Below are 19,383 nucleotides of genomic sequence, written 5' to 3' on the forward strand. Positions count from 1 at the left end.
ACCGTCCATCTGCCATGAGCCAAAACAACCTCTTCAGCGCCCTGCGCGCAGCCTTCCCGTCTGACCTGGACAGCACCGCCGTCGAGACCACGGCGGCGGACGGCACGCCGCTGTTCTACACCTGGCGCGACCTGGACCGCGCCAGCGCCCGCATCGCCAACCTGCTCGCATCGCTCAAGCTGCCCGAAGGCAGCCGCGTGGCAGTGCAGGTGGAAAAGTCCGTCGAAGCCATGGCGCTGTACCTGGCCACGCTGCGCGCGGGCTACGTGTTCTTGCCCCTCAACACCGCCTACCAAAGCGCTGAGATCGAATACTTCATCGGCAACGCCGAGCCCGCCGTGGTGGTGTGCAGCCCCGGCAACTTTGGCTGGGTCAGCAAAATCGCCTTCACCCTGGGCACACAGCATGTGTTCACCCTGGGTGACGACCGCACCGGCAGCCTGCTGGAGCGCGCCACTCACCACAGCGATGAGCACACCCCTGCAGTGAAAGCCGCCGACGACCTGGCCGCCATCCTCTACACCAGCGGCACCACCGGCCGCAGCAAGGGCGCCATGCTCACGCACGGCAACATGCTCAGCAACGCGGTGATGCTGAAAGACTACTGGGGGTGGAAGGCTGGTGATGTGTTGATTCACGCCTTGCCCATCTTCCACGTCCACGGCCTGTTCGTCGCCATCCACGGCGCGCTCATCAACGGCAGCAAGATGATCTGGATGGCCAAGTTCGACCCCAAGGCCGTCATCGCCGCCATGCCCCGCGCAACAGTGTTCATGGGCGTGCCCACGCTGTACGTGCGCATGCTGGCTGAAGCGGCTTTGAACAAGCAGGCCGTGAAGAACATGCGCCTGTTCATCGCAGGCTCTGCGCCGCTGCTCATCGAAACCTTCAAGGAATGGCAGCAACGCACCGGCCACACCATTCTGGAGCGCTACGGCATGAGCGAAACCATCATGCTCACCAGCAACCCCTACGCCGCTGACAAGCGCTACCAGGGCCAGGATGAACGCCGTGGCGGCACCGTGGGCTTCCCCCTGCCGGGCGTGAGCCTGCGCGTGCAGGGCGACGATGGCAAAGACTTGCCCGTGGGCGAAATCGGCGGCATCCAGGTCAAGGGCCCCAACGTGTTCAAGGGCTACTGGCGCATGCCTGAAAAGACCGCCGAAGAGTTCACGAAAGACGGCTACTTCAAGACTGGCGACGTGGGCAAGGTCGATGAACGCGGCTACGTCCACATCGTGGGCCGCAGCAAAGACCTCATCATCAGCGGTGGCTACAACGTCTACCCCGCAGAGATCGAGGGCTACATCAACGAAATGCCCGGCGTAGCCGAAAGCGCCCTGGTCGGCGTGCACCACCCCGACTTTGGCGAAGTGGGCGTGGCCGTGGTCATTGCCAAGCCCGGCGCCCAACTGGATGCTGATGCCATCGTGGCCCAGCTCAAGTCACAACTGGCCAATTTCAAGATTCCGAAGAAGTGCTTTGTGGTGGGGGAGCTGCCGCGCAATACGATGGGGAAGGTGCAGAAGAATCTGCTGCGGGATCGGTACAAGGGGTTGTTTGTGTGAAGCTGAAAGGGCAACATCTAGGCCCGCCTTGGCGGGCCCGATCAGAGTAAGCACCGGAATGCGTCCATCCGCAAATTTTTAGGTTTGCCTAAAAGGCGAGGGAATGCATACTGCCAGCGAAATAACAGTGTTGAAATGCTTTATCAGACTTCTGTTGATTTGTTTTTGTCGCCTAAATCTAGTTAGCTTCTTGGAGAATTTCTTGACCATCGCAGATGTATTCATTATTGAGAGTCTCACAAAGACGGATGAAGCTAAGCATCGCTACGAAGGCCAGCGACTAGCCGAACTTCTAAGGTTAAGTGGTAAGAATCCAAAGTATTTTTACTTTCAATCGAAGGATGAGTTACCTCATCTGCTAAATTTGTTTAGGCTTTCTGATTACAGGTATCTGCATATTTCATGTCACGCCTCGTCTGAAATCGTTTCAACGACAAACGATGAAATTTCGTATGTTGAATTCGCCAATATATTTAAGGACTATTTAAAGCTGAGAAGAGTTTTCTTCTCTGCATGCGAACTCGGCAATGAGCTATTTACAACCTGCTTAGCCGCAAAAAATAAAGGTATGCACTCAGTTGTGGCTCCTGCAGAAGAAATTTACTTCGATCATGCTGCTGCAATCTGGGCTGCGTTCTATGTTTCAGTCTTTGCCAGAAACGCGGAAGCAATGTCAGGAAGTGATATTCGTCAACGAATAGAAATTCTGTGCAAGCTTTTTCCGGTTGATTTTCATGTCTCTACATATCAACCCAAACAAGATACCTGGAGACATCAAAAAATAACAAAATCATCTCTACAAAATAGCAATCGCAGCACTAAGGGATTTTCTGAGGCTGTAGATGTCTAACCTGGCGCTCAAGCCGACCCGCATTCTGCGGGCGGCTTATCTTGTTCGTTAGTAAATTTAAACCAAGGAGAAAAAATTGTCAGAACCAAGACGTTGCGAAGTGAATTACTCACATGAGACAAAACAAGGGAATTTCATTCAGTTTGGAAACAGCATCTACTTCGATGATGGAAACAACCCTCATCCGAAAACTGTCGCAATAGTTGAACTTGACGGAGGCCAAGTGGTTGAAGTTGATCCGTACATGGTCAGGTTCCTAAATTAATTTGTCTAACATTTCTCTCAAGCCGACCCGCATTCTGCGGGTGGTTTACCTTGGCTGTTAGGTATTTACATGTCTACGCCTCCACGCTTTCCTGAGCAAGATGCACAGCATTTGGAGCGACTTCTTCGCTTGCTAAAGCCTTCGACGGAAGACCCGACTTATTTGGTACTCAAGTCGCATCTTCTCGCTGAGGAGGTTCTCTATCGGTTTATCGAGAAGCAATCCTTTCGAAGCGAGGCGCTCAGCGACGCTCGCCTCGGCTTTGCTCAGCTATTAGCTCTATGTCGCGCCTTTCATCGTTATAGCAAAGAAGACTGGTGGGGTTGGTCGGGTCTCAAAAAGCTCAATACGTTGCGCAACTTACTCGCGCACAACCTTGAACCAAAAGACCTGAAAGAGAAGATAGTTGAATTTTCAGTTTTTGTCGCAGTAGAGATTGGAGTTACGAAAGACGGCTCAGAAATCGGACAAGAGTATGAAAAGCTCGCAACTAGCGGCACGCACCCATTCGTTCTTGCCCTCGTCGCGCTACATGTGTCCACCTACACAGCGTTGGGTTTCAGTCCAAATGAACGGTGGTCAGCTCTCCAGAGTGATGCATAGAACCCCAAAGCCCAACGATCAGCAAAGTGATTGGGGTCAGGTCTCGCCTTTTGCCACATATTCCAGCGGCGAATAATCCCAAGGGCCTTGGCCTAGCCTCAAGGCTGTTTACTTGGCCGATTTTTCGTTGTCGCCTCCATAACAGATGACCGCAAAAAAGCTATGTGTATCGCCAGATGCGGGGTAACAAATGTCGTCGGTGGTGATGTGAAATCGGTCTATTACAGCCTCGTCAGACCTCTCCAATGAATCGCTGCAACCTCGCAATCCCCCTCGCAATCGCCTTGGTCGCGATCATCGGTGCATCCCTTGCGCCCCTCTTTTTGACCCCTCCGGCTTCCCAATGTGCCTACTTGAGCACACCGGTGCGGTTTACCAAAGTTGACAGCCGCCCAGTGCAAGTGCGCAGAGGAGCGCGCCAGTTCAACGCCCAGTTTCCGGTGGTGGAATTCAGCTATGTCGTTTCCGGCAAGGGCTACACCAGCACCAGGATGTTCTGCTCAGACAGTGAAGGTTTCAGGGCGGATTGGTCCAAGGTGGACCGCTTCTTTCACATCGCCAGAAATGGCGGTGAACTGATGGCGTGGTTTCCGCCGTCATCACCCGAGTCGGCGTGCATCTCCATCGATGCGGACTTTAACTACTCCGTGGTTTCCAGCACCTCTTTGCAGTGCCGGGCGCATTGAAATCTGCCCTTGGGTGGGTGACTGGGTGGCTGAGTGGGTGATCGGGCTTCGTGCCTGTGGGGCGCATGCTGCCGAAGGCTTCGTTGGGCAGCGGTCTGTAAACAGTGGTTGCTATGTTATTAATAGCTGGTAGCGCTTGCTAGATAAGCGCTAGGGCCCTATTTGATTAAATACTGCTTGTACAGCCGCCAGAGGCTTCCATCCCACGCGCAGGCCAGCCTGCGCAGGGGTCTGGCTTCGTCAACCCGCCGTGACCTTGGCCGTGGTGACGGTGTTGGCGCTCCCCAGGCCTTGCGGTGGTTCGCAAAAAATACAGCCCGCCCCAGCCTCTGTAGTTGCAGGCGCCGCCGCCCCTTCCGCATGGTTGCAGCAGTGCTCCAGCCACCCGGCCACCAGCCGGTACACCGACAAATTGGTGCGGGCCGTGGGCGCGCACAGGTAGTAGCCCAGCGGGCTGTCAAAGCGGTCCTTCAGGGGCTCGACCAGCGTACCGGCCTGCAGTTCGTCTTCCACCAGGCAGGTGGGCACGATGCCCACGCCAAAGCCTGAGACTGCCGCGCGGATGATGAGCGAGTAGAGGTTGAAGCCCGGCCCGAAGCGGCTGGCGCTGGTGTCCAGGCCGTGGGCTTCCATCCAGTCTTGCCACGCCAGGGGCACCTCGATGTGTTGCAGCAGCGTGGCGCGCATCAGGTCTTGCGGGGTGCGCAAGGGCAGGGCGTCGCGCAGTTGGGGGCTGCAGACGATGCTGGTCTCTTTGCCGATGAGGTAGCGCGCATTGGCACTGGGCCAGTTGCCGTAGCCGTACTGGATGGCGGCGTCGAATTCGTGCGGCGTTGCAAAGTCGTGCGCGTGCTGGTAGCGCACAAAGTTCAGCGACACCTGTGGCAGCGTGCGCTTGAAGTGCCCCAGGCGCGGAAACAGCCACTGCGCCGCAAAGGTGGGCGGCACCGACAGGTTGAGCGAGCCGCCATCGCCCCCGTAGGACATGAGTTGTGCCGTGGCCGATTCCAGCGCGGCCATGGCGGGGCGGGTGGCGTTGAGGTATGTGGCGCCCGCCTCGGTCAGCTCCAGCCCCGTGGCTTTGCGGATGAACAGCTTCTGGCCCAGGTAGTCCTCCAGCGCGGCGATGTGGCGGCTGATGGCGCTTTGGGTGACGCACAGCTCGCGCGCGGCCATGGTGAAGGCTTGGTGCTTGGCAGCGGAGTGAAAGGCGTTCAGCTCAGAGATGGTGGGGCACAGGCGGCGCATAGATGTGGCCTAGGGGGTATGAGTAGGGCTCATGGGATGGTGAGATTTTAGGCGTTGCGGATAAGGGTAATTGGCCCGATAAATGCGTCCTGTGACAGCAACGTGTCAAGCGCCACACTCTGTAGTTGCTGCAATGCACCAGATGGATGCTTGATGGTCTTCATGGCCCCCTGAAAAAGCAGGCTATGAGTAATTTTGAAGCCACCGCGCCCACTTTGACGAATCTCATGACCTCTTTGTTGATTGAAAACAGCCGTGTGCTGGATGTCCACGCACTCACACTGCGTACCGGCGTGTCCGTTTTGGTGCAGGACGGCCGCATTGCGGCGGTAGGCACCGACCTGCAGGTGCCAGAAGGCATAACCACGCTCGACGCCAAGGGCCTGACCCTGATGCCCGGCCTGATCGACTGCCACGTGCACGTGGTGGCGTCTTCGTTCAACCTGGGCGCCGTGGCCAAGATGCCCAATGTGTTCACCATGCTGCGCTCGCTGCCCATCATGAAGGGCATGCTGGAGCGGGGCTTTACCACCGTGCGCGATGCGGGCGGGGCCGATTGGTCGCTGGCCGAGGCGGTGCGCACGGGGCTGGTGCAGGGGCCGCGCATCTTCCCCTCGGGCAAGGCGCTGTCGCAAACGGGTGGGCATGCGGACTTCCGCCAGCGCAACGACGACTTGGATGTGTGCTCGTGCGCCTACAAGCTGGGCAACATTGGCCGCGTGGTGGATGGCGTGGACGCCTGCCGCCTGGCGGTGCGCGAAGAAATCTTGAAGGGTGCCACGCAGATCAAGGTGATGGCATCGGGCGGCGTGGCGTCGCCCAACGACCCGATTGGCAACCTGGGCTATTCCGAGGCCGAGTTGCGCGCCATTGTGGAGGAGGCCTCCAACGCCAACACCTACGTCATGGCCCACGCCTACACGCCCCGCGCCATTGCCCGCGCCGTGCGCTGCGGCGTGCGCACCATTGAACACGGCAACCTGGTGGATGCGCCCACAGCAGAACTCATGGCCGAGATGGGGGCCTTCATGGTGCCCACGCTCATCACTTACGAAGGCCTGGCTAATGAGGGCGAGCGGTATGGCTTGCCTGCTGCGTCCGTCGCCAAGATTGACAGCGTGCGCGGGCAGGGCAAAGAGGCCATCCAGATCTTGGCCAAGGCGGGCGTGAAGATGGGCCTGGGCAGCGACCTGCTGGCCGAAACGCATTACCTGCAGTCTGACGAGCTGCGCCTGCGCGCGGAGATTCTGGGCAATGGCCCGGTGCTGCAGCAGGCCACGCTGATCGGCGCAGAGATATTGGGCCAGCAAGGTCAGCTGGGCGAGATTGCCCCCGGCGCCATTGCAGACCTCTTGCTCGTCGATGGCAACCCGCTGACCGACATCACCTGCCTGCTGAACCAGGGCGAGCACATTCGCGCCATCGTCAAGGACGGCGCCTTCGTCAAGAACACCCTCTGAATTCCAACCCTGACCTGACCGGAGATCACCATGCAACGTAGAAATTTCGTCAAGCTCGGCGGCGCAGCAGCAGCTCTGCAGCTCCTTCCCTCCATCGGCTTCAGCCAGCAGGGCGATGTGTTCCGCATCGGCTCGCTCACACCCATCACCGGCGCGGGCAGCCCTTACGGCCCTGGCATGCAGCAGGCCATTCGCATGGCGGTGGACGAGGTCAACGCCGCTGGCGGCGCAGGTGGCCGCAAGCTCGAACTTTTTACCGAAGACGACCAGACCAAGCCCGACGCTGCCGTGCTGGCCGCCAAGAAGCTGATCGAAGTGAACAAGGTGCAGGCGGTGCTGGGCACCTGGGCCTCGGGCGTGACGCTGGCGGTGATGCCGCTGACGGATGCGGCGGGCATCATCCAGATGAACGTGTCGGGCGCGCCTGCCATTTCGACGCTGGACACCAAGGATCTGGTGTGGCGCTATCAGGCCACCAACGACCGCTTTGGCGCGGCGTTTGCCGAGATCTGCGCCAAGCGCGGCTTCAAGCGCCCGGCCACCATGGCGTTCAACAACGCATCGGGCCTGGGCAATGTGGAAGGCTTTACCAAGGCCTGGGAAAAGCGCGGCGGCAAGGTGGCGGCGCACGTCACGTACGAGCCCAGCCGCCCCAGCTACCGCAGCGAGCTGCAAAAGATTCTGGCGGCCAAGCCCGACGTGATCGTGATGGGCTCGTACCTGCCCGACACCACCATCATCCTGCGCGAGTGGTTCCAGTCCGGCGCAGACACCAAGTGGATCATCCCCGGCTGGGCAGCCAACCCCGATCTGGTGAAGGCCCTGGGCGCAGAGGTGTGCGAGGGCATCATCTCGGTGGAGACGGTGTCCAACGAAAAGAGCGCTTCTTACGCCCAGTTTGATGCCGCCTTCACCAAGGCCACAGGCAAGGCTGCGTCTACCAACATCTACGCCGCCATGGCGTACGACATGGTGATCTCGCTGGCGCTGGCCATGGAGGCCGCCGGCCCCAAGGCCACGGTAGAGCAGGTCAACGCCAAGATGCGCGATGTCTCCAACGCCCCCGGCACCGCCGTCTTCACCTTTGCCGAAGGCAAGGCCCAACTGGCCAAAAAGGCCAAGGTGAACTACGAAGGCGCATCGAGCAAGCTCGACTTTGACAAGGCAGGCGATGTGACGCCGGACTTTGGCGTGTTCGTCATCGAAAAGGGCCAGCTGGTGCGGCGCGACGTGGTGTCCATCACGATGTGATGGGCCATGCCCGGTGTGCCTGCAGTGCGCAGGCCCCGGGCTTTTGTTTTTGAGGATTGCGCAGCGTAGATGTGCATGGGATGACGGAATGACGCAATGACCTGGATTGATTTTGTAAACCTGCTGATCAATGGATTGATCGAAGGCCTGGTGGTGGCATTGCCTGCCCTGGCCATGACCCTGGTGATGGGCGTCAACCGCTTTCCCAACGCCGCCACGGGCGACATGATGACCACCGGGGCCTATGCGGCCGTGGCCGTGCAGTTGTTGGGCGGCTGGCCGCTGTGGGCGGCGGCGCTGGGCAGCATGGTGGTCACGGCCGTGGTGTCGGCGGGCTCGTACACGCTGATTTTTCGCAAGCTGGCGGGGCGGCCCATGGTGTCGTCCATGCTCGCGGCTATTGGCTTGGGGTTTTTGCTGCGCAGCCTGATCGGCTTTTTTGCCGGGCATGACCAGCGCACGTTTGACTTGCCCCTGGTGCGCGCCTGGAACTTTGGCGGCATTCGCATCCTGCCCACTGATTTGGTGATTGCCGCCGTGGCTGCTGCGTGCCTGGTGGTGGTGTTTGTGCTGATCTACCGCACCAGCTTTGGCCGCCAGCTGCGCGCCGTGGCCGACAGTGCAGACCTGGCACGGGCCAGCGGCATCCGCGCCAATGGGCTGATGCTTTGCCTGTGGCTGCTGGTGGGGGCGCTATCGGCCCTGGGCGGCGTGCTGCTGGGCATGAAGGCTGTGGTCAGCCCCGAGATGGGGTGGGAGAGTTTGATTCCTGCATTTGCCGCCATGGTGCTGGGTGGCATCGGTAGCCCAGTGGGCGCGGTGCTGGGTGCGCTGCTGCTGTGTGTGGCGCAAGAGCTGGCGGTGCCGCTGATGGGGCCGTCGTACAAGCTGGTGCTGTCGTTTGTGGTGTTGGCGCTGGTGCTGCTGGTGCGCCCAGCGGGCATCATGGGCCGCGTGCAGCTGGTGCGGTAAGGAGTTCGACCGATGATTGCTTACCTCTGTGCTATTGGCATCGTTGCGCTCATCTACTGCCTGCTGGCGCTGGGCCTGAACCTGCAGTTCGGCCTGACCCGGCTGGTCAACTTTGGCGTCGTGGCGTTCTTTGCCGTGGGCGCCTACACCTCGGGCCTGCTGGCGCTGAAAGGCGTGCCGCTGGTGCTGTGTTTTGTGGCGGCGGGCGTGCTGTCGGGCTTGCTGGCGTTGCCCATTGGCCTGCTATCGCTGCGCTTGCGCGATGACTATCTGGCCATCGTGACGCTGGGTTTTTCAGAAGCCGTGCGCATTTCCATCCAGCAAGAAAGCTGGCTGACCAAGGGCGTGCAGGGCCTGCCTGGCCTGCCCAAGCTGTTTGCATCGTGGGGCAGTGGCGTGTCGGACATGGCGATTTTTGCCACGCTGCTGGCTGTGGTTGCGGTGGTGGCCTGGGGCACGGTGCGCCTGGCGGCCAGCCCGTTTGGGCGGCTGCTCAAAGCCATTGGCGACGATGAGCCCGCGCTGTCGGCCCTGGGCAAGGACCCCGCCTGGTTCAAGGTGCAGGTGTTCATGCTGGGGGCTGCGTTGGCCGGGCTGGCGGGTGCGTTTTACGCGCACTTCATCACCTTCATCACGCCAGAGCAGTTCATTCCGCTCATCACGTTTTATGTGTGGATGGGCCTGGTGATGGGCGGCTCGGGCACGGTGCGCGGCGCGGTGTTTGGCTCGCTGCTGCTCATGGTGTTTCTGGAAGGCTCGCGCTTTGCCAAAGACTGGGTGCCGGGCGTGTCAGAAGTTGGCATGGCCAGCCTGCGCCTGGCTGCCGTGGGCCTGGCGCTGATCTTGGTCACCTTGTACAAGCCCAACGGCCTGTTTGGAGGCAAAACCCAATGACCGCAACAACGATGCTGAAGGTAGAGGCCGTGACGCGGCAGTTTGGGGGCTTCAAGGCGGTGGACGGGGTGTCACTGCAACTGGCTGCGGGCGAGATTCTGGGCATTGCAGGCACCAACGGCGCAGGCAAGAGCACGCTGTTTGCGGCCATTGCCGGGCAGCAGCCCGCAGACGCGGGGCAGATCCACTTTGAGGGGCAGGACATTACCCGCATGCCCCCGTACCGCCGGGCGCGGCTGGGGCTGGTGCGCACGTTCCAGATCCCGCGCGAGTTCAAGAGCCTCACGGTGCACGAGAACCTGATGGCGGCTGCTGCCAACCCGCAAGGGGAGCGCCTGCTGAACGCCTTCTTCCAGACGCGCAGCCTGCGCGAGCACGAGGCGCAGCTCTCCATCAAGGCCGATCGCATCTTGCAGTTTTTGAACCTGGCGCGGGTGCGCGATGTGAAGGCGGGAGGCTTGTCTGGCGGGCAAAAGAAGCTGGTGGAGCTGGGCCGGGTGCTGATGCTGGACCCGCGCTGCATCTTGCTCGACGAGCCGTTTGCCGGGGTCAACCCGGTGTTGATTGAAGAGATTTGCGACCGCGTGCGCGAGCTCAACGGGCAGGGCATCGCGTTCATCGTGATCGAGCACCACCTGCAGGCGCTCAAGGCCTTGTCCAACCGCATGATCGTGATGGACCGGGGCTCCATCCTGGCCGAGGGCGACCCGCACACCGTGCTGGACGACCCGCGCGTGCAAGAAGCCTACATGGGAGGAGTGGTATGAGCGGCGCAGACAACTTGCTGCAGATTGCGCAGTTGCGCGGCGGGTATTCCGAGGTGGACATCATCCACGGCATTGACCTGGCGGTGGCGCCGGGCGAGATCTTGACCATTGCGGGCACCAATGGTGCGGGCAAATCCACGCTGGTGAAGGCGCTGCTGGGCTTGCTGCCCCGTGTGGCGGGCACCATCCACCTGGGCGGGCGCGACATCACCGCCTTGTCGGCCGAAGACCGTTTTGACGCCGGGCTGGCCTACGTGCCGCAGGTGGCGAATGTGTTCCCGTCGCTCACCGTGCGCGAGAACCTGCAGGTGGTGCGGGGTGTGAAGCGCATCAAGCAGCGCATGGATGAGGTGCTGGCGGACTTTCCGGCGCTGGTGGAGCGCCTGCCTCAGCCTGCCAGCAACCTATCGGGCGGCGAGCGCCAGCAGCTCGCCTTTGCCCGCGCGCTGATGCCGTCACCCCGCATCATGGTGCTGGACGAACCCACGGCAGCGCTGGCCCCATCCCTGGTGGGCAAGGTGTTTGACATGGTGCAAAAGTTGCCCACCGCAGGCGTGGCGGTGCTGATGGTGGAGCAGCGCGCGCGCCAGGCGCTGCAGATCAGCCAGCAGGGCTACATCCTGGACCAGGGGCGCTGCGTGCTGCAGGGCCCGGCGCAGGGACTGCTGGCCGATGAGCGCATGGCGCAGCTTTACCTGGGCAACCACTGAGTTGTCGGCAACCCAGCCGGGAATGAAAAAACCCCGAGAAGGCGTCTTGCCTTTTCGGGGTTTGCTATATATTTAATAGCTTATAGCGCTTTATGGATAAGCGCTAGGCCCTGTTTTGAAGCTTAACGCAGCACCAAAACGGGGATGTGCGAGTGCGTCAGCACATGCTGCGTCTCGCTGCCCAGCAACAGGCGCTTGAGGCCCTTGCGGCCATGCGATGCCATCACGATCAGGTCGCACTTGTGCTTCTTGGCGGCCGAGATGATGGCTTCGGCCACGAGGTCGGACTTGGCGATGACGGCCTTGACTGCCACGCCTTGGGCGTCGCCCTGGGCCTTCACACCATCGACCATGGCCTGTGCCGCATCGCCCCATTGGGTTTCGATGCGCTTGACGTCGTTGGTATCAACGGGCATGCCGCCCTCGAAGTAACTGCGGGGGTAGCGGGGCACCACCTTGAGGGCCACGGCAGAGGCGCCGGTGAGTACGGCCAGCGACAGTCCGTGTTCCACGGCCTTGTCGGAAAGGGGTGAGCCGTCCGTTGCGATCAGGATGCGTTTGTACATAAAAGGTCTCCTCAAAATGATGGAACAAGCTTAGGATGAATCATGTTCTGCGACTTGATGCAGGTCAATGTACCTGTCATGTCCGAACGATAGGCTTGAACCATGTCAATGATTCGAACCGGTGCACCGGCCTCCTCCACGGCACATCCGCCCGATGCTGTTTCCAATGCGGAGCCTGCCGCGCAAGCCGTGCTGCTGGACGACCCGCAGGAGTGGTCAGCGTTCGGTCGGCCTGTGGGGCCAACGGGCCAGGCTGCCGAAGATCCCGCCAGCTGTGCCTGGGACTCCCAGGTGGTGTTGGAAGGCATGCACTGCGCGGCCTGTGCCCTCACCATCGAAGATGCCCTGCGCAGCGTGCCCGGCGTGCTGCAGGCGGATGTGAGCGCTGCCACGCGCCGCGCGCGCGTGGTGTGGCAGCCTTCGCAAGTGCAGCCCTCGCAGTGGATGGACGCTGTGCACAAGGCAGGCTATCGCGCCATGCCCGCCATGGATGCCTTTGCGCGCGAGCAGCGCCAGCGTGAGAACCGCCGCGCGCTGTGGCGCTGGCTGGTGGCAGGCTTTTGCATGATGCAGGTGATGATGTACGCGTGGCCCGCGTACGTGGCGCAACCTGGCGACCTGACGGGCGAGATGGAGCAACTGCTGCGCTGGGCCTCGTGGGTCATCACGCTGCCCATGGTGGTGTTCTCATGCGGGCCGTTCTTCACCAGTGCGTTGCGCGATGTGCGCCTGCGCCGCGTCAGCATGGACCTGCCCGTGGCGCTGGGCATGGCCATCACCTTTGTGGTGAGCACGGCGGGCACCTTCGACCCCGCAGGCATCTTCGGCAAGGAGGTGTACTACGACTCGCTGACGATGTTTGTTTTCTTCCTGCTCACGGGCCGCTGGCTGGAGCTGCGCTTGCGCGACCGCACCGCCGGTGCGCTAGAAGCTGTGATGAACCGCCTGCCCGACAGTGTGGAGCGGCGCACTGCTGATGGCAGCTTTGTGCGCGTGGCCACGCGCCGCGTGGTGGCGGGAGACACCATTCGTGTGCTGCCGGGCGAGGCGTTCCCAGTCGATGGGCGCATCACGCTGGGCAGCACGCACGCCGATGAGTCCCTGCTGACGGGCGAATCCACCCCTGTGCCGCGCCCCGTGGGCAGCGTGGTCACGGCGGGCAGCTACAACCTGCAGGCGCCAGTGGAGGTGCATGTGGAAGGCACGGGCGGCCAGACCCGCTTCGCCCAGATCGTGGCGCTGATGGAAAGTGCGTCGCTGCAAAAGCCACGCCTTGCCCAATTGGCGGATCGCATTGCGCGGCCGTTTCTGGTGGCGGTGCTCGTGGCAGCGGGCCTGGCTGCGGTGTACTGGTGGCCGTCCGACCCGGGTCATGCGCTCATGGTGGCGGTGGCCGTGCTCATCGTCACCTGCCCCTGCGCGCTGTCGCTGGCCACGCCGGTGGCCATGCTCACCGCCGCTGGCACGCTGGCACGCCATGGGGTGCTGGTGCGCAACCTGCAGGGGCTGGAGGCACTGGCCCATGTGGACACCGTGGTGTTCGACAAGACCGGCACGCTCACGCGGGACGGCATGGCCTTGCAGGCCGTACACACCGCTCATGGGTGGAGCACGCAAGAGGTGTTGGCTCTGGCGGCGTCTCTGGCGCGCCACTCGATGCACCCTGCATCGCGTGCCGTGGTGGCGGCTGCGGCGGCTTCGCTGGACGATGGTCGCTGGGCGGTGACCGATCTGCAGGAAGAAGCCGGGCAGGGCCTGGTGGCCAAGGTGCACGATAGATTGGGAGCCGGACAGCCCGCGCGCCAGGTCCGGCTGGGGTCTGCGCACCATGCAGGCGTGGCGCTGGAAGAAGCGGGGTCGGCGCTGCAGGTGGTGCTGTCGGAGCAGCATGCCAGCGGCGCAGTGTCCGAGCTGGCCCGTTTCGATCTGGTGGAAGACCTGCGCGCTGAGGCACCGGCTGTAGTGACTGCGCTGGAGCAGGGCGGCGTGGCGGTGCAACTGCTGTCGGGCGACCGCGTGGGCGCGGTGCAACGTGTGGCGGCGCAAGCGGGCATTGCCCAGGCGGCGGGCGAGTGCACACCCCAGGGCAAGCTGGCTGCGTTGCAGGCCTTGCAGGCGGGTGGCCACCAGGTGGCCATGGTGGGCGATGGGCTGAACGATGGCCCCGTGCTGGCCGGAGCCCATGTGTCGTTCGCGTTTGGCCGTGCGGTGCCGCTGGCGCAGTCGCAGGCCGATTTTGTGGTGCTGGGCGACAGCCTGGCGCTGGTGCCCCAGACCGTGTTGCTGGCGCGCCGTACCTTGCGTGTGGTGCGCCAGAACCTATGGTGGGCTGCGGGCTACAACGCGTTGTGTGTTCCGCTGGCGGTGGTGGGCTGGATGCCTGCCTGGCTGGCGGGGCTGGGCATGGCGCTCAGTTCGCTGCTGGTGGTGCTCAATGCGGCACGCCTGGCGCGTGATCTTCCTGCACTGCCTTCATCCATGGCTGCGGGCCCCTCTGTGGCTAGCGCCGCGGTGCCCATCGCCAATCCAACGACAACTCTGGAGCCCGTCTGATGGACATCCTCTATCTGTTGATTCCGCTGTCCGTGATGCTGGTTCTTTTGATCCTGGGAGGCCTGTGGTGGGCGGTGTACCACGGCCAGTTCGAGAGCGTCGAACAAGAAGGTGAACGGATTCTCCGAGACGATTGACTTGTGTCAATGCCCGATGGCCGCTGCTGCAACAAACTCTTACTGCAATACAAAAGAGGTGCCCGATGGATTCTCCAAAAACAAATGCTGCGCACTACAACGATACGGTGGTGCGGCAGTTTTCTATCCTGGCCGTGGTTGTGGGGGTGGTCGGCATGCTGGTGGGCGTCATCATCGCCGCCCAGCTTGCCTGGCCTGAACTCAACTTTGGCATTCCGTGGCTCAGTTATGGCCGCTTGCGACCCTTGCACACCAATGCGGTGATCTTTGGGTTTGGTGGCAGTGCGCTGTTCGCCACCAGTTACTACGTGGTGCAACGCACCTGCCAGGTTCGCCTGTTTGCCGGGCCCCTGGCGGCTTTCACCTTCTGGGGATGGGTGCTGGTCATTGCCGGGGCCGTCATCAGCCTGCCAATGGGCTACACCCAGGGCAAGGAATACGCTGAACTCGAATGGCCGATTGACATCCTGATCACGCTGGTCTGGGTGTCCTATGCCATCGTGTTCTTTGGCACGATCGGTGTGCGCAAGGTCAAGCACATCTATGTGGCCAACTGGTTTTTTGGCGCGTTCATCCTGGCTGTGGCATTGCTGCACGTGGTGAACAGCGCTGCGATCCCGGCTGACCTCATGAAGAGCTACTCGGCCTACGCTGGTGTGCAGGATGCCATGGTGCAGTGGTGGTATGGCCACAACGCCGTGGGCTTCTTCCTGACCGCAGGCTTCCTGGGCATGATGTACTACTTCATCCCCAAGCAGGCTGGCCGCCCCGTTTATTCGTATCGCCTGTCGATCGTGCACTTCTGGGCCCTGATCTTCACCTACATGTGGGCCGGCCCTCACCACCTGCACTACACCGCGCTGCCTGACTGGACGCAATCGGTGGGCATGGTGTTCTCGCTGATCCTGCTGGCACCCAGCTGGGGCGGGATGATCAACGGCATCATGACCCTGTCGGGCGCATGGCACAAGCTGCGTGACGACCCCATCCTGCGTTTCCTGATCGTGTCGCTGTCGTTCTACGGCATGTCCACGTTCGAAGGTCCGATGATGTCCATCAAGACCGTCAACGCCCTGAGCCACTACACCGACTGGACCGTGGGCCACGTGCACTCCGGCGCTTTGGGCTGGGTGGGTCTGATCTCCATGGGCTCGCTGTACTACTTGGTGCCCCGACTGTTTGGCCGTGAAAAGATGCACTCCATCAAGGCCATTGAGCTGCACTTCTGGATGGCCACCATCGGCATCGTGCTGTACATCGCCGCGATGTGGATTGCCGGTGTGATGCAAGGCCTGATGTGGCGCGCCATCAACCCCGACGGCACGCTGACCTACACCTTTGTGGAAAGCGTGAAGGCGACCTATCCGTTCTATGTGATCCGCGTGGCCGGTGGCCTGCTGTATCTGGGTGGCATGTTGGTCATGGCCTGGAACGTGTGGATGACAGCGATCTCGGGCCGTTCGGTCAAGGTGGCGATTCCTGCCGTGAATGCGGCCCACGCCTGAGCCGAAGGAGATAACTCATGTCTAACAACAACCCATCGAATTCGACCGGCTTCTCCCATGAAAAGGTGGAAACCAACAACTTCCTGATGATCGTGCTGATCCTGCTGGTCATCGCCATCGGCGGCCTGGTAGAGATCGTGCCACTGTTCTTCCAGAAGTCCACAACCGAGGCGGTCAAGGGCGTGGAGCCTTACAACGCCATGCAACTGGTGGGCCGCGACGTCTACATCCGTGAAGGTTGCTACAACTGCCACTCGCAGATGATCCGCCCCTTCCGCGCTGAAACGCTGCGCTACGGACACTATTCGGTGGCGGGTGAGTTTGTGTACGACCACCCCTTCCAGTGGGGCAGCAAGCGCACAGGCCCCGACCTGCACCGCGTGGGAGGCAAGTACAGCGACGAATGGCACCGCATCCACCTGAACAACCCGCGTGATGTGGTGCCCGAATCGAACATGCCTGCCTACCCTTGGCTGGAGAAGAACGCCGTGGACCCCGCCAGCGTGGCGCCGCGCATGAAGGCCCTGCGCACTGTGGGTGTGCCGTACACCGACGAACAGATCGCTGCGTCTGCCGCTGATGTCAAGGGCAAGACGGAGATGGAAGCGCTGATTGCGTACCTGCAAGTCATGGGCCGCGCGCTCAAGTAAAGGAGATATCCCCATGGACATCACCACCATGCGCATTGTGGCCACGCTGGCTTCAATGGCCTGTTTCATTGGCATCTGGGTCTGGGCCTACCGAGGCCGCAACAAGGCCCGGTTCGACGAGGCCGCCCAGCTGCCTTTCGAGCAAGATTGACCTTCACCAGAACGAGAACACCCCATGAGTGACTTCACCAGCAATTTCTGGTCGGTCTTTGTGACCACGCTGACCCTGGTCGGCATCATCGCCTGCGGCATTCTGCTTTGGATGGCAGGCCGCAAGAAGGTGATGGCCACGTCCGACAACACCACCGGCCACGTCTGGGACGAAGACCTGGTCGAGATGAACAACCCCCTGCCACGCTGGTGGGTGTGGCTGTTTGTCATCACCATCATCTTCGGTCTGGGCTACCTGGCCGCCTATCCAGGCCTGGGCAGCTTTTCCGGCAAGCTCAACTGGACACAGAAGGGCGAATACGAGGCTGAGATGGCCAAGGCCAAGGCCGAGCTGGAGCCGTTGTATGCCCGGTTTGCCTCGATGAAGCCGGAAGACATTGCCAAGGACCCTCAGGCCCATGCCATTGGCGAGCGCCTGTTCATGAACAACTGCGCACAGTGCCACGGCTCGGATGCGCGTGGCAGCAAGGGCTTCCCCAACCTGGCGGACGGTGACTGGCTGCACGGCGGTGCCCCCGAGAAGATCCGCGAGACCCTGGAAAAGGGCCGTATCGGCAACATGCCTCCCATGGCGGCTGCTGTGGGCTCGCCCGAAGATGTGCGCAATCTGTCGCACTACGTGCTGAGTCTGTCGGGCAGCCCGCACGACTCGCTGCGCGCTTCGCTGGGCAAGTCCAAGTTCACGGCATGCGCTGCCTGCCACGGCATGGACGGCAAGGGCAACCAGGCCCTGGGCGCACCCAACCTCACGGACGACATCTGGCTGCATGGCTGGGGCGAGGCGGCCATCACCGCCATGATCAACAACGGCAAGGTCAACCAGATGCCTGCCCAGGCGGACAAGCTGACAGAGGCGCAAATCGGTGTGCTGTCGGCCTATGTCTGGGGCTTGTCGAACGGCACCCAGGCGGCTGCACGCTGAGTCTTGGCCCCCTGGAGCGGTGCCCAGGCACTGCTCCAGGGAGTCAGAGCAAACTGAGAACCACGAAGCCAACGGATCGATACCATCATGAAGCCACCCAGCGAGCCTGCTCGCAAGGTCATCCCGATAGCGCCGGTTGCGTCCGATGCCTCGTCGCAGGGCGAGATTGTTTCCCTGTACGAAGCGCAAAAGAAGATCTACCCGCGTTCCATCAGTGGCCTGTTCGCGCGTTGGCGCTGGGGTATGGTGTTTCTCACGCAGATCGTTTTCTACGGACTGCCCTGGTTTGAATGGGGGCAGCGCCAGATGGTGCTGTTTGACCTGGGGGCTCGGCGGTTCTACATCTTCGGCCTGGTTCTGTACCCCCAGGATTTCATCTATCTCACGGGCCTGCTCATCATCTCGGCGTTGTCGCTGTTCCTGTTTACGGCGGTGGCGGGGCGGCTTTGGTGTGGTTTTGCGTGCCCGCAAACGGTCTACACCGAAATGTTCATGTGGATCGAGCACAAGATCGAAGGTGATCGCAGTGCGCGGCTTCGCCTGGACAACGGGCCCTGGACCTTCGAGAAGGTCCGTAAGAAGTTTTTCAAGCAGATCATCTGGATTGCCGTGGCGTTGTGGACGGGGTTCACGTTCGTGGGCTATTTCGTGCCCATCCGCGAACTCGGGGCGGAGCTGTTGGCGGTGCAGGGTGGCTGGCAGATTTTCTGGGTACTGTTCTATGGCTTTGCCACCTATGGCAATGCTGGCTACATGCGCGAACAGGTGTGCAAATACATGTGTCCCTATGCGCGCTTTCAGAGCGCCATGTTTGACAAGGACACGCTGATCGTTACCTACGACCCAGAACGCGGTGAGCAGCGTGGGCCGCGCAAGAAGAACATCGACTACAAGGCCCAGGGGTTGGGCGATTGCATTGACTGCTCGCTGTGTGTGCAGGTGTGCCCTGTGGGCATCGACATTCGCAAGGGCTTGCAGTACGAATGCATTGGCTGCGGCCTGTGCGTGGACGCCTGCAATACCGTGATGGACAAGATGCAGTATCCACGCGGGCTCATCCGGTTTTCTACGCAGAACGGCGTGGCCAAACGGTGGAGTCAGTCGCAGATCCTGCGCCGCGTGCTGCGGCCACGTGTGCTGATCTACAGCGCGGTCCTGATGGCACTGTGCGTAGGCATGATGGCCAGCCTGGTCACACGCACACCATTGAAGGTGGACGTGGTGCGTGATCGGGCGGCGCTGTCGCGCATCGTGGCGGGTGGAAAGCTGGAGAATATTTACCGCCTGCAGATCATGAACGCCACTGAAGGCCCCCAGCGCTATCGCATCAGTGTGCGTGGCCTTGAAGGGCTGGAAGTCGCTTCTGATGCCGAGGTGGACATCGGTGCGGCGGAGTCCCGGTGGGTGGCCGTCCGTCTGCAGATACCCTATGGATCAGCCCCTTCGGGATCACATGCCGTGCAGTTCGATGTGCAGGCCTTGGGCGCGGACGCCCATGTGAGCGAGAAATCCGTGTTTCTGGTGCCGCGATAACGCAGCGCGCGCCCGGGTGCAAGACCTTCGCGGGTCTTGCTTTGAGCAAGATAATTTTTGAGGAGTAAGCAC

The 19,383-nt window shown here is 61.4% G+C and carries 20 protein-coding genes; 18 read left to right on the plus strand and 2 right to left on the minus strand.

Features of this window, described 5'->3' with window-relative positions:
• The first annotated feature begins 14 nt into the window (after positions 1-14).
• The 5 genes from EXV95_RS01195 to EXV95_RS01210 all read left to right on the plus strand — a co-directional run bounded on the left by EXV95_RS01195 (position 15) and on the right by EXV95_RS01210 (position 3,972).
• Positions 15-1,568, plus strand: a complete 1,554-nt coding sequence (locus EXV95_RS01195) for a malonyl-CoA synthase (RefSeq protein ID WP_176885500.1) — start codon at positions 15-17, stop codon at positions 1,566-1,568.
• A 202-nt stretch (positions 1,569-1,770) separates the two neighbouring features.
• Positions 1,771-2,418, plus strand: coding sequence for a hypothetical protein (locus EXV95_RS01200; RefSeq protein WP_176885503.1), 648 nt, complete (start codon positions 1,771-1,773; stop codon positions 2,416-2,418).
• Positions 2,411-2,470, plus strand: coding sequence for a DUF1010 domain-containing protein (locus tag EXV95_RS25095; protein ID WP_370460286.1), 60 nt, complete (start codon positions 2,411-2,413; stop codon positions 2,468-2,470). Before EXV95_RS01200 ends, EXV95_RS25095 begins: the two co-directional genes overlap by 8 nt.
• 282 nt (positions 2,471-2,752) lie before the next feature.
• Positions 2,753-3,286, plus strand: coding sequence for a hypothetical protein (locus EXV95_RS01205; protein ID WP_176885504.1), 534 nt, complete (start codon positions 2,753-2,755; stop codon positions 3,284-3,286).
• A 284-nt stretch (positions 3,287-3,570) separates the two neighbouring features.
• Complete coding sequence (locus EXV95_RS01210; RefSeq protein ID WP_176885506.1) at positions 3,571-3,972, plus strand: hypothetical protein; 402 nt, start codon at positions 3,571-3,573, stop codon at positions 3,970-3,972.
• 240 nt (positions 3,973-4,212) lie between these two features.
• Here EXV95_RS01210 and EXV95_RS01215 read toward each other — a convergent pair whose 3' ends face one another.
• Positions 4,213-5,220 (minus strand): LysR substrate-binding domain-containing protein, encoded by a 1,008-nt coding sequence (locus EXV95_RS01215; protein ID WP_176885508.1) that lies wholly within the window; start codon positions 5,218-5,220, stop codon positions 4,213-4,215.
• Between the two features lie 227 nt (positions 5,221-5,447).
• On the opposite strand from EXV95_RS01215, the gene EXV95_RS01220 reads away from it, so the two are divergent.
• The 6 genes from EXV95_RS01220 to EXV95_RS01245 all read left to right on the plus strand — a co-directional run bounded on the left by EXV95_RS01220 (position 5,448) and on the right by EXV95_RS01245 (position 11,274).
• Positions 5,448-6,680, plus strand: a complete 1,233-nt coding sequence (locus EXV95_RS01220) for an amidohydrolase family protein (protein ID WP_176885510.1) — start codon at positions 5,448-5,450, stop codon at positions 6,678-6,680.
• Positions 6,681-6,710: 30 nt separating this feature from the next.
• Entirely contained in the window at positions 6,711-7,931 is a 1,221-nt protein-coding gene (locus EXV95_RS01225; protein WP_176885512.1) for an ABC transporter substrate-binding protein, read from the plus strand.
• Positions 7,932-8,027: 96 nt separating this feature from the next.
• Positions 8,028-8,903 carry a branched-chain amino acid ABC transporter permease gene (locus EXV95_RS01230; RefSeq protein ID WP_176885513.1) on the plus strand — a complete coding sequence of 292 codons (876 nt, stop codon included), beginning with the start codon at positions 8,028-8,030 and terminating at the stop codon, positions 8,901-8,903.
• 12 nt (positions 8,904-8,915) lie between these two features.
• Positions 8,916-9,797, plus strand: a complete 882-nt coding sequence (locus tag EXV95_RS01235) for a branched-chain amino acid ABC transporter permease (protein ID WP_176885515.1) — start codon at positions 8,916-8,918, stop codon at positions 9,795-9,797.
• On the plus strand, positions 9,794-10,564 hold the full coding sequence (locus tag EXV95_RS01240; protein ID WP_255484876.1) for an ABC transporter ATP-binding protein: 771 nt from the start codon (positions 9,794-9,796) through the stop codon (positions 10,562-10,564). The genes EXV95_RS01235 and EXV95_RS01240 overlap by 4 nt, the downstream gene beginning before the upstream one ends.
• Positions 10,561-11,274: an ABC transporter ATP-binding protein gene (locus tag EXV95_RS01245; protein WP_176885516.1), complete on the plus strand. Its 714-nt coding sequence runs from the start codon at positions 10,561-10,563 to the stop codon at positions 11,272-11,274. The genes EXV95_RS01240 and EXV95_RS01245 overlap by 4 nt, the downstream gene beginning before the upstream one ends.
• Before the next feature lie 122 nt (positions 11,275-11,396).
• Here the strand turns inward: EXV95_RS01245 and EXV95_RS01250 are convergent, their stop codons facing one another.
• Complete coding sequence (locus EXV95_RS01250) at positions 11,397-11,840, minus strand: universal stress protein (RefSeq protein WP_176885518.1); 444 nt, start codon at positions 11,838-11,840, stop codon at positions 11,397-11,399.
• Between the two features lie 108 nt (positions 11,841-11,948).
• Between EXV95_RS01250 and EXV95_RS01255 the strand changes: the two genes are divergently transcribed.
• The 7 genes from EXV95_RS01255 (at position 11,949) to ccoG (ending at position 19,311) form a co-directional block, all read left to right on the plus strand.
• A complete protein-coding gene (locus EXV95_RS01255; RefSeq protein WP_255485043.1) occupies positions 11,949-14,393 on the plus strand; it encodes a cation-translocating P-type ATPase in 2,445 nt (814 codons plus the stop codon).
• Positions 14,393-14,530, plus strand: a complete 138-nt coding sequence (ccoS, locus tag EXV95_RS01260) for a cbb3-type cytochrome oxidase assembly protein CcoS (protein WP_176885519.1) — start codon at positions 14,393-14,395, stop codon at positions 14,528-14,530. The genes EXV95_RS01255 and ccoS overlap by 1 nt, the downstream gene beginning before the upstream one ends.
• 65 nt (positions 14,531-14,595) lie before the next feature.
• The gene (ccoN, locus tag EXV95_RS01265; RefSeq protein WP_055395190.1) at positions 14,596-16,035 is read left to right on the plus strand and encodes a cytochrome-c oxidase, cbb3-type subunit I; all 1,440 of its coding nucleotides are present in this window, start codon (positions 14,596-14,598) and stop codon (positions 16,033-16,035) included.
• A gap of 17 nt (positions 16,036-16,052) precedes the next feature.
• On the plus strand, positions 16,053-16,685 hold the full coding sequence (gene ccoO / locus EXV95_RS01270) for a cytochrome-c oxidase, cbb3-type subunit II (protein ID WP_055395192.1): 633 nt from the start codon (positions 16,053-16,055) through the stop codon (positions 16,683-16,685).
• Between the two features lie 13 nt (positions 16,686-16,698).
• Positions 16,699-16,836, plus strand: coding sequence for a cbb3-type cytochrome c oxidase subunit 3 (locus EXV95_RS01275; protein ID WP_055395194.1), 138 nt, complete (start codon positions 16,699-16,701; stop codon positions 16,834-16,836).
• A 24-nt stretch (positions 16,837-16,860) separates the two neighbouring features.
• Positions 16,861-17,778, plus strand: coding sequence for a cytochrome-c oxidase, cbb3-type subunit III (ccoP, locus tag EXV95_RS01280; RefSeq protein WP_176885520.1), 918 nt, complete (start codon positions 16,861-16,863; stop codon positions 17,776-17,778).
• An 87-nt stretch (positions 17,779-17,865) separates the two neighbouring features.
• On the plus strand, positions 17,866-19,311 hold the full coding sequence (gene ccoG / locus EXV95_RS01285) for a cytochrome c oxidase accessory protein CcoG (RefSeq protein WP_176885521.1): 1,446 nt from the start codon (positions 17,866-17,868) through the stop codon (positions 19,309-19,311).
• Positions 19,312-19,383 lie beyond the last annotated feature (72 nt).

The sequence above is a fragment of the Acidovorax sp. JMULE5 genome (genome assembly GCF_013376875.1).
Classification (GTDB): domain Bacteria; phylum Pseudomonadota; class Gammaproteobacteria; order Burkholderiales; family Burkholderiaceae_C; genus Acidovorax; species Acidovorax facilis.

Coding starts and splice junctions, on each gene's coding strand:
- EXV95_RS01245 (WP_176885516.1), top strand. CDS start 10,561: ATGAGCGGCGCAGACAACTTGCTGCAGATTGCGCAGTTGCGCGGCGGG.
- ccoN (WP_055395190.1), top strand. CDS start 14,596: ATGGATTCTCCAAAAACAAATGCTGCGCACTACAACGATACGGTGGTG.
- EXV95_RS01250 (WP_176885518.1), bottom strand. CDS start 11,840: ATGTACAAACGCATCCTGATCGCAACGGACGGCTCACCCCTTTCCGAC.
- EXV95_RS01230 (WP_176885513.1), top strand. CDS start 8,028: ATGACCTGGATTGATTTTGTAAACCTGCTGATCAATGGATTGATCGAA.
- EXV95_RS01215 (WP_176885508.1), bottom strand. CDS start 5,220: ATGCGCCGCCTGTGCCCCACCATCTCTGAGCTGAACGCCTTTCACTCC.
- EXV95_RS01205 (WP_176885504.1), top strand. CDS start 2,753: ATGTCTACGCCTCCACGCTTTCCTGAGCAAGATGCACAGCATTTGGAG.
- EXV95_RS01195 (WP_176885500.1), top strand. CDS start 15: ATGAGCCAAAACAACCTCTTCAGCGCCCTGCGCGCAGCCTTCCCGTCT.
- EXV95_RS01220 (WP_176885510.1), top strand. CDS start 5,448: ATGACCTCTTTGTTGATTGAAAACAGCCGTGTGCTGGATGTCCACGCA.
- ccoG (WP_176885521.1), top strand. CDS start 17,866: ATGAAGCCACCCAGCGAGCCTGCTCGCAAGGTCATCCCGATAGCGCCG.
- EXV95_RS01225 (WP_176885512.1), top strand. CDS start 6,711: ATGCAACGTAGAAATTTCGTCAAGCTCGGCGGCGCAGCAGCAGCTCTG.
- EXV95_RS01240 (WP_255484876.1), top strand. CDS start 9,794: ATGACCGCAACAACGATGCTGAAGGTAGAGGCCGTGACGCGGCAGTTT.
- EXV95_RS01255 (WP_255485043.1), top strand. CDS start 11,949: ATGATTCGAACCGGTGCACCGGCCTCCTCCACGGCACATCCGCCCGAT.
- EXV95_RS01275 (WP_055395194.1), top strand. CDS start 16,699: ATGGACATCACCACCATGCGCATTGTGGCCACGCTGGCTTCAATGGCC.
- EXV95_RS01235 (WP_176885515.1), top strand. CDS start 8,916: ATGATTGCTTACCTCTGTGCTATTGGCATCGTTGCGCTCATCTACTGC.
- ccoP (WP_176885520.1), top strand. CDS start 16,861: ATGAGTGACTTCACCAGCAATTTCTGGTCGGTCTTTGTGACCACGCTG.
- ccoS (WP_176885519.1), top strand. CDS start 14,393: ATGGACATCCTCTATCTGTTGATTCCGCTGTCCGTGATGCTGGTTCTT.
- ccoO (WP_055395192.1), top strand. CDS start 16,053: ATGTCTAACAACAACCCATCGAATTCGACCGGCTTCTCCCATGAAAAG.